This is a genomic window from Geopseudomonas aromaticivorans (genome assembly GCF_019097855.1).
Lineage (GTDB): Bacteria > Pseudomonadota > Gammaproteobacteria > Pseudomonadales > Pseudomonadaceae > Geopseudomonas > Geopseudomonas aromaticivorans.
This window is the reverse complement of record NZ_JAHRGL010000036.1, coordinates 1-7,022: the sequence shown is the minus strand read 5'-3', so window position 1 is coordinate 7,022 and position 7,022 is coordinate 1. Positions and strand designations below refer to the sequence as shown.

Below are 7,022 nucleotides of genomic sequence, written 5' to 3'. Positions count from 1 at the left end.
ATGCCACCCTAGCGTCGCTGCGCTCCGACTGCCCGGCCGGATGGCCGTGGAACAGGTGGCCGGATGTGCGTGGAATGCCCGGCCGGATAAGCGTGGACTGGGTGGCCGGATGGCGTGGAATCCGCAGAAGAACCCGGTTTCCCATGTCGGCAAGCTGTACAACGCGCTCGCATGGGAAATAGCACGTGCCATCGTCGCCGAGGTCGAGGGCGTGGATGAAGCCACAGTGCAATTATTGTCGCGCATCGGCCAGCCAGTCGATCAGCCGGCGTTGGTGGCTATCGAGCTGGGGTGTAGGGGCAGGCTGAACGAACGCATGCGCCAGGAGATACGCAGTCTCGTGGATGTGCACCTGTCAGGCATTGAGCGCATCTCCGAGCGCCTGATACGTGGCGAGATACCGGCATTTTGAGCCCCTTCGTGGCAGCTCTATTAACTCACGTCTGGACTGAGCCAGGCAGCGGCGAGCACCGCTCCTGGCCTCCGAGCGTCGGGTTTAGTGCTTACAGGGCTTCCTGCATGGCTGGCAGAAATTCGCAATCGGTGACCTGGCTCAGTCCAGTTCCAGCAGGCTCGACATCCGCTTGAGGGGTCGTGTCCCGGGAAGTGGTGTAACGGAGGTCTAGCCGAAGCGCCCATGTGCCCGGCCGGATGAGCGTGGACTGGGGGGCCGGATGGCGTGGAATCCGCGGTGTTGCTCGCAACCCATCATTCCCCGGACAATTTTTCAAGCTATTCACGCAGGGCTATCTCGTCGAGTCCTCCGGTGTATTGCAGCGTGCCGTTGATCACGATGCCCAGACGCTCACCATGGAGGCCCCTTCTGGCTATTGGTATTTCACGCATTGTTTCATCATAGACTTCCTGAACGGGAAATGCCCCGCGCCAGGCGCACGGTGAACCATAACGCCAGCGCATAGCCGGCAGCCGCGAGCATCGGTATGTCCCCGAGCCGCGGCCCGATGGAGTTCAGCATCAGCAGCGAGGCGGCGATATAGAGGCCCGGCGTCACGAGTGCCAAGGCCATACGGTTACTTGCGCGGTCGATATGGCCCTCCAGACGCTCCATTCCATGATGCTGCAAGCGAATTTCAAGGCTATTGGCGCGCAGGCGATGGATCAGGGCGCCGAGCTCGGCCGGCAGTTCTTGCGCCCCAGAGGCCATTTCGAAACGCAATCGCTGCCACCCAGTTTCGGCGCCGACGCCGGTGTTGGCTTCGAGCACCGCTTCGGCCTTGGCGAGTAGGCCTGCCAGCAGCTTGAACTCCGGGTCGAGGCTGCGCACGACATTTTCCATCAGCGCCATCGCCCGCATCAGCACCAACAAGTTGTGCGGAAGGCGCATATGGCGCCCCTCCCCAAGACGCGCGACGCGCAAGAACACTTCGGCGAGCGACCAGTCCTTGAGCGGCAACCCGGCATATTCTTCGATGATTTCCTGCAATCCGTGGCGGAACTCGTCGCGTTTCAGCTCCCCCTCCAGCAACCCCAACTCCACGGCAGCGTCGAGCAGCCATCCGCCGTCCTGATGCACGAACGCCAGCAGGAATGCCGCGAGATGGCGCCGCATGTGCGGACTCAGTACCCCGACGATGCCGAAGTCGTGGAAACAGAGTCGACCGTCCGCCCTGACAAACAAGTTGCCCGGATGCGGATCGCCATGAAACACGCCCATGGCGAATATCTGCTGGAGATAGGCCTCCACGAACACCTGCGCCAAGCGCGGGCCGTCCTCCCCGATCGAAGGATCATCCACGCGCCGCCCGCTGCTCATCTCCTGCACCAGGACCGACTCGCAGTAGAGATCGTCGATCAGCGCCGGCACGTAAACGGTGTCCGAGTCCTGGAAGGCTTCGACGAAATGCTTGATCTGGTGTGCCTCCTTGCGAAAGTCCGTTTCCTTGCGCAGGTTGGCCCATATCTCGTCGATGATCGTGAGTGGCTCATAGCGTCGCAGCCACGGCGAAAGCATGAGCAGCATGCGCATCACGCCCCGCAGCAAGCGCATGTCTCGATCAATCTCGGCCTTGATGTCGGGTCGCCGGATCTTCACGACCACCCGGCGACCGTCACACATCCGCGCCTTGTGCACTTGCGCAATCGAGGCTGCCGCCAAGGGTTGCGGCTCAAACTCGGCAAACAGCTCGGCGATGGGCCGGCCCAGGGCGCTCTCCACTTCGCGAACCGCGACATCGTTGGCAAACGGCGCGACCCGATCCTGCAGGCATTGCAGCTCCTGGATGTACTCCTCAGGCAGCAGATCGCGGTGCAGGCTCAATCCTTGACCGAGCTTGACGAACGCAGTGCCCAACCGCTCGAGCGTACCGCGCAAATGCTGTGCGGGCGTGATTGCCGGGTGCCGCAAGTGAAGGTGCACCAGCAGCCACCAGAACAGGTAACCGCCGATGGTGGAGGTGATCTGGAACAGTCTTCTGAGACCAGACACGATGTCTCCTTGAGCACGCCCGCCGTGACCGAGCACGATCTGCTGTATCAACCCGTACAGGGTACAGTCGCCGTATTGAAATGCGAGCGATGCAAGGCCAGTGGGCGAAGGCCTCACGCACCGCTCGAGTTGCTCTGGTCAAGGCGCGCATCTGCAGAGGCATTGACGAAATGAACGCTGCTCCAGTCGTGTTTGGCTGGAAGAAGTTCGACCTGGAAGTTGCATGGTTCATAAGTGAATTAACGGAACTGACTTTTGGCGGTCACAGCAAAACCGGTTGATCGGGCAGCTCATTGCGCCCTCCGGCGGTTGCCGGGAAATGCTGTGCCATGAGCCTGGTTACGGCACGAATCCCTTCCAGTGCTCCCTCCTCAAAGCGCCCCTGTCTGAAGGCTTGCTCCATGGCTAAACAGATCTCCTCCCATGCACTGGCCCCGACTTGGGCATGAATGCCACGGTCGGCCACGATCTCGACGTCGCGATCGGCCAACAGCAGGTAAATCAGCACGCCGTTGTTGTGCTCGGTATCCCACGCCCGTAGCAGTGAGAAAACCTCGAGCGCTCGCTCACGCGGCGATTGTCCGCGCCATAGTTCGACTGCTTGCAATGCCCCTTCCACAGCAAAGCGGATCTGCCCGGCATGGGTGCACTCGCTCGCCGCAATCTCCGCCTGAATCGCGTTCAGCGTCTGTGGGGGGAAGGCACGCTTGAGCTGCCGGGGTGACATTGTCAGGTGGCGAACCACGCGCCTGTAGTTGTTCTTCACCATCGTCCCGATGCGCCTCCCCCGCCGAATCCGCCTCCACCACCACCGAAGCCGCCACGGCGGCGTCCACCGGGCCGGCCGCCGCTGTACCAGCCACCATGCCTGCCGCCTCCGCCGAGAAGAATAAATACGAACGCCATCAGTCCTGCGCCAAGTGCAACCGGGGTGGCGTCGATCAGTAACCAGGTCAGCAGCGCCACTCCGGCGCCAGTTACCGACGCTGCCGGTAAACGCCCCAGCAGTTTTCGCAGCACCCCGCCCACCACAAAGACCAGCATCACAATCAAGGGAGTCGATTTCGAGAGCTCATCCTGAGCCCCATTCGCTCCACGTTTGGGGGGCGGTAGTGGTTCGCCATCTATAATGGCGATCATCTGGTCTACGCCAGCCTCGATGCCGTCATAGAAGTCGCCTTGGCGGAAGCGTGGCACGATGGTCTCGCTGATAATGCGCTTGGCTGTGGCATCGTTGAGAACGCCCTCCAGGCCATAGCCCACTTCAATGCGCAGGGTCCGATCATTTTTCGCAACGATCAGCAGTGCACCATCGTCGATCTTCTGGCGCCCCAGCCGCCACTGCTCGACTACCCGCAGGGAATACTGTTCTATCGATTCCTCTCCGGTGCTAGGGACAATTAGCACGGCCAGCTGGCTGCCTTTTGCTACCTCGAAGCGTTGCAGCTTGCCTTCCAGGCGGGCTACCTGCTCGGTCGAGAGTGACGCTGTCAGATCAGTAACCCGGGCCGTCAAGGGCGGCATCGCTACTGGTTGGGCCTCGGCCGCCAGGCACCAACCGAGGAGCATTGCCAGCAGCCCGGCTCTCGCTGCAATGAGCGTACTCATCAGTTGCTCGGCTGCGGCGCGCCGCTTTGCGGTTTATCCGGAGAGTTCCCGAAATTCACCTGTGGGGGTGTGGCAATGGCCCGTTCGTTCTCAACGCTGAAGTTAGGCTTGATCTTGTAGCCGAACACCATCGCAGTCAGGTTGGAGGGGAAGCTGCGTACCGTGACGTTGTACTCCTGCACCGCCTGGATATAGCGGTTGCGTGCCACGGTGATGCGGTTTTCAGTGCCTTCCAGTTGAGCCTGCAAGTCGCGAAAGGCGGCATCCGCCTTCAGCTGCGGGTAGTTCTCAGACACCACTAGTAGCCTCGACAGTGCGCCAGACAACTGGGCCTGGGCCTCTTGGAAGCGGGCGAAGGCCTGCGGATCATTGACCAGCTCCGGCGTAGCCTGGATGCCGCCGACCCGGGAGCGGGCGGCCGTTACCTGCTCCAGCACCTCCTTCTCGTGGGCAGCATAGCCCTTGACCGTGTTGACTAGGTTGGGCACCAGGTCGGTACGGCGCTGGTACTGGTTCAACACCTCGGACCAACTTGACTTGGTCTGTTCGTCTGTCGACTGCAAGGTGTTGTAGCCGCAGCCGGAGATGCTAAGGACCAACGTAATGAGCAGCAGGCTCAATAGTTTTCGCATTGTCGTGATCTCCCAGCAAGCTGAAATTATTTTTCATATATAGCAGGCTTGTTTGATGGTAGGCAACAAGGCTGGACTTTTTTGATTCTGACGGAGAGATTACGGTGGCGTAAGCTTTTGTTGGGTTGTGTTTCTTTGGCGGTTTTTCAATATTGTTTTCGGTGTTTATGGTGATTCCGTTTCTGGTGGGTTGGCTTTCATTGGCTTGATGTTGTATTTATATGTATTTGGATCGTTTGCGCGGGATTTTTTGTGAATTTTATTTGGTTTTTCCAGGCGGCCTGCGCTGTATTGAGTTTGGTTGTTCATCGGGGTTGTCTTTAGTGGTTGGTGTGCATGTTTTTAAGTGATGTATTGGATGAATCTGTAAGTCTCATGGGCTGGTGAGGTGGTCCCTCCCGCGGGGCCTTTCTCGATGAGTTAAGCTGGACAACCTGCTGCGGGATCTGGGGCCGAAATCACCGGCAAACGGCCGTCGATCAGTTACGCTGAAATCATCGCTGATCCAGGGGAAATCCATGTTCGAGTCCGCTGAAGTCGGTCACGCCATAGACAAGGCCACGTTCGATGCTCAGGTGCCGGCGCTACGCGAAGCGCTTCTGGAGGCCCAGTTCGAGCTTGGGCAGCAGGCGCGCTTTCCGGTGCTGATACTGATTGCCGGCATTGAGGGAGCGGGCAAGGAGGAGACGGTCAGGCTGCTCAGCGAATGGATGGATCCGCGCTTCATCGAAGTCAGCACCTTCGATCAGCCGACCGATGAGGAACTGACCCGTCCGCAGGCCTGGCGCTACTGGCGACAGCTGCCACCTAAGGGCAAGGTTGGAATCTACTTCGGCAATTGGTACGACCAGATGCTGCAGGCACGAGTGCACAAGAAAATCGACGAGGCCCAGCTCGACCAGTTCATCGCCGGCGCCGAGCGGCTGGAGCGGATGCTCAGCGAAGAGGGCACATTGATCTTCAAGTTCTGGTTTCATCTGTCAAAGAGGTCAATGAAGGAGCGGCTCGAGACGTTGAAGGACGATCCTTTGCACAGCTGGCAGCTGGGTCCGCTAGACTGGCAGCAGTCGAAGACTTACGACAAATTTGTTCTTCACGGCGAGCGAGTACTGCGTCGCAGCAGCCGCGAATACGCACCTTGGTATGTGATTGAGGGGGAGGACGAGCGCTATCGCAGCATCACGGTCGCTCGTATCCTTCTTGAGGGATTGCAATGCGCGCTGGAGCACAAAACACCGACGGTGCACGCTCATCATGCCGCGCCATTGGTATCGAGCTTGGACAACCGTGCCCTGCTGGACGCCTTGGACCTGAGCCGGACGTTGACCAAGCAGGAATATCAAGAGCAGCTTGTCGTCGAGCAGGCCCGCCTGTCCAAATTGATACGTGACAAGCGCATGCGCAAGCACGCGCTGATCACGCTGTTCGAGGGCAATGACGCAGCTGGCAAGGGCGGGGCTATCCGCCGCGTAGCTGCAGCCTTGGATCCGCGCCTGTACCGTATCGTGCCGATCGGTTCACCGACCGAAGAGGAGTTGTCCCAACCCTATCTCTGGCGCTTTTGGCGGCATATCCCGCGGCGTGGAAAATTCACCATCTTTGATCGCTCTTGGTATGGGCGTGTCTTGGTGGAGCGCGTCGAAGAGCTCTGCAGCCCGGCTGACTGGTTGCGTGCCTACGGTGAGATCAACGATTTCGAGGAGGAGTTGACCAACGCGGGGGTGGTGGTGGCCAAGTTCTGGCTGGCTATTGACCAGGAAACTCAGTTGCGACGTTTCAGGGAGCGGGAGGCTACTCCATTCAAACGCTTCAAGATCACTGCAGAGGACTGGCGCAATCGCGAGAAGTGGGACGCTTACTGCGATGCTGTGGGCGACATGGTCGACCGCACCAGCACTGAAATCTCGCCCTGGACGCTGGTCGAGGCCAACGACAAGCGTTTCGCTCGGATTAAGATCCTGCGCACCATTAACGATGCGTTGGAGTCAGCGTTCGTCCGGTCGGGTTGATGCCTGTGGGGCTGGTGACGCCCACGGTGGGGGCTGACTTGCAGCGGATTCAGCAGGCTGCGAAGCGTTCTTAATCTGTTCTGACGCTGTCGGTGACGGAGTGCCATGTGCACCAGTCATGTCCCATCACTCGATTGGGCTCATGTCGAGTAACCATGTGCTGTGTTCACCACCGAGCCTCCCGCGCGGGCACAAACATGGTAAGCGGCCGGGCATCACACCTTGCTGGCAGGCATCCAGTTGTGCGGCAGCAGCTCAGTCAGTGCGCTGGTCTTCTGCGTTGGCAGGCGTGTGAGCACGTCCTTCAGGTAGGCATACGGGTCATGG

8 protein-coding genes are annotated in these 7,022 nt (G+C 59.7%); 2 read left to right on the top strand and 6 right to left on the bottom strand.

The features are described from left to right. A partial coding sequence (locus KRX52_RS13190; protein WP_302850381.1) for a methionine adenosyltransferase occupies positions 1-412 on the top strand: 412 nt, incomplete at its 5' end. A gap of 441 nt (positions 413-853) precedes the next feature. Here KRX52_RS13190 and KRX52_RS13185 read toward each other — a convergent pair. The 5 genes from KRX52_RS13185 to KRX52_RS13165 all read right to left on the bottom strand — a co-directional run bounded on the left by KRX52_RS13185 (position 854) and on the right by KRX52_RS13165 (position 4,995). Next, a complete protein-coding gene (locus tag KRX52_RS13185; protein ID WP_217682186.1) occupies positions 854-2,446 on the bottom strand; it encodes an ABC1 kinase family protein in 1,593 nt (530 codons plus the stop codon). 262 nt (positions 2,447-2,708) lie between these two features. After that, positions 2,709-3,215: a TPM domain-containing protein gene (locus KRX52_RS13180; protein ID WP_217682185.1), complete on the bottom strand. Its 507-nt coding sequence runs from the start codon at positions 3,213-3,215 to the stop codon at positions 2,709-2,711. Beyond that, positions 3,209-4,054, bottom strand: coding sequence for a TPM domain-containing protein (locus KRX52_RS20815; RefSeq protein ID WP_254797586.1), 846 nt, complete (start codon positions 4,052-4,054; stop codon positions 3,209-3,211). Before KRX52_RS20815 ends, KRX52_RS13180 begins: the two co-directional genes overlap by 7 nt. Further along, entirely contained in the window at positions 4,054-4,686 is a 633-nt protein-coding gene (locus KRX52_RS13170; RefSeq protein WP_090352023.1) for a LemA family protein, read from the bottom strand. The genes KRX52_RS20815 and KRX52_RS13170 overlap by 1 nt, the downstream gene beginning before the upstream one ends. Positions 4,687-4,851: 165 nt before the next feature. Continuing rightward, positions 4,852-4,995 (bottom strand): hypothetical protein, encoded by a 144-nt coding sequence (locus KRX52_RS13165; protein WP_217682184.1) that lies wholly within the window; start codon positions 4,993-4,995, stop codon positions 4,852-4,854. Positions 4,996-5,204: 209 nt separating this feature from the next. On the opposite strand from KRX52_RS13165, the gene pap reads away from it, so the two are divergent. Next, positions 5,205-6,695, top strand: a complete 1,491-nt coding sequence (gene pap, locus KRX52_RS13160; RefSeq protein ID WP_217682183.1) for a polyphosphate:AMP phosphotransferase — start codon at positions 5,205-5,207, stop codon at positions 6,693-6,695. A 215-nt stretch (positions 6,696-6,910) separates the two neighbouring features. On the opposite strand, the gene KRX52_RS13155 is transcribed toward pap, so the two are convergent. Then, on the bottom strand, positions 6,911-7,022 hold a 112-nt coding region (locus KRX52_RS13155), incomplete at its 5' end, for a transposase domain-containing protein (RefSeq protein ID WP_217682187.1).

Bases quoted from the DNA above. Each gene is read 5' to 3' on its own strand.
- KRX52_RS13180 (WP_217682185.1), bottom strand. From the start codon at position 3,215: ATGGTGAAGAACAACTACAGGCGCGTGGTTCGCCACCTGACAATGTCA.
- KRX52_RS20815 (WP_254797586.1), bottom strand. From the start codon at position 4,054: ATGAGTACGCTCATTGCAGCGAGAGCCGGGCTGCTGGCAATGCTCCTC.
- KRX52_RS13170 (WP_090352023.1), bottom strand. From the start codon at position 4,686: ATGCGAAAACTATTGAGCCTGCTGCTCATTACGTTGGTCCTTAGCATC.
- KRX52_RS13165 (WP_217682184.1), bottom strand. From the start codon at position 4,995: ATGAACAACCAAACTCAATACAGCGCAGGCCGCCTGGAAAAACCAAAT.
- pap (WP_217682183.1), top strand. From the start codon at position 5,205: ATGTTCGAGTCCGCTGAAGTCGGTCACGCCATAGACAAGGCCACGTTC.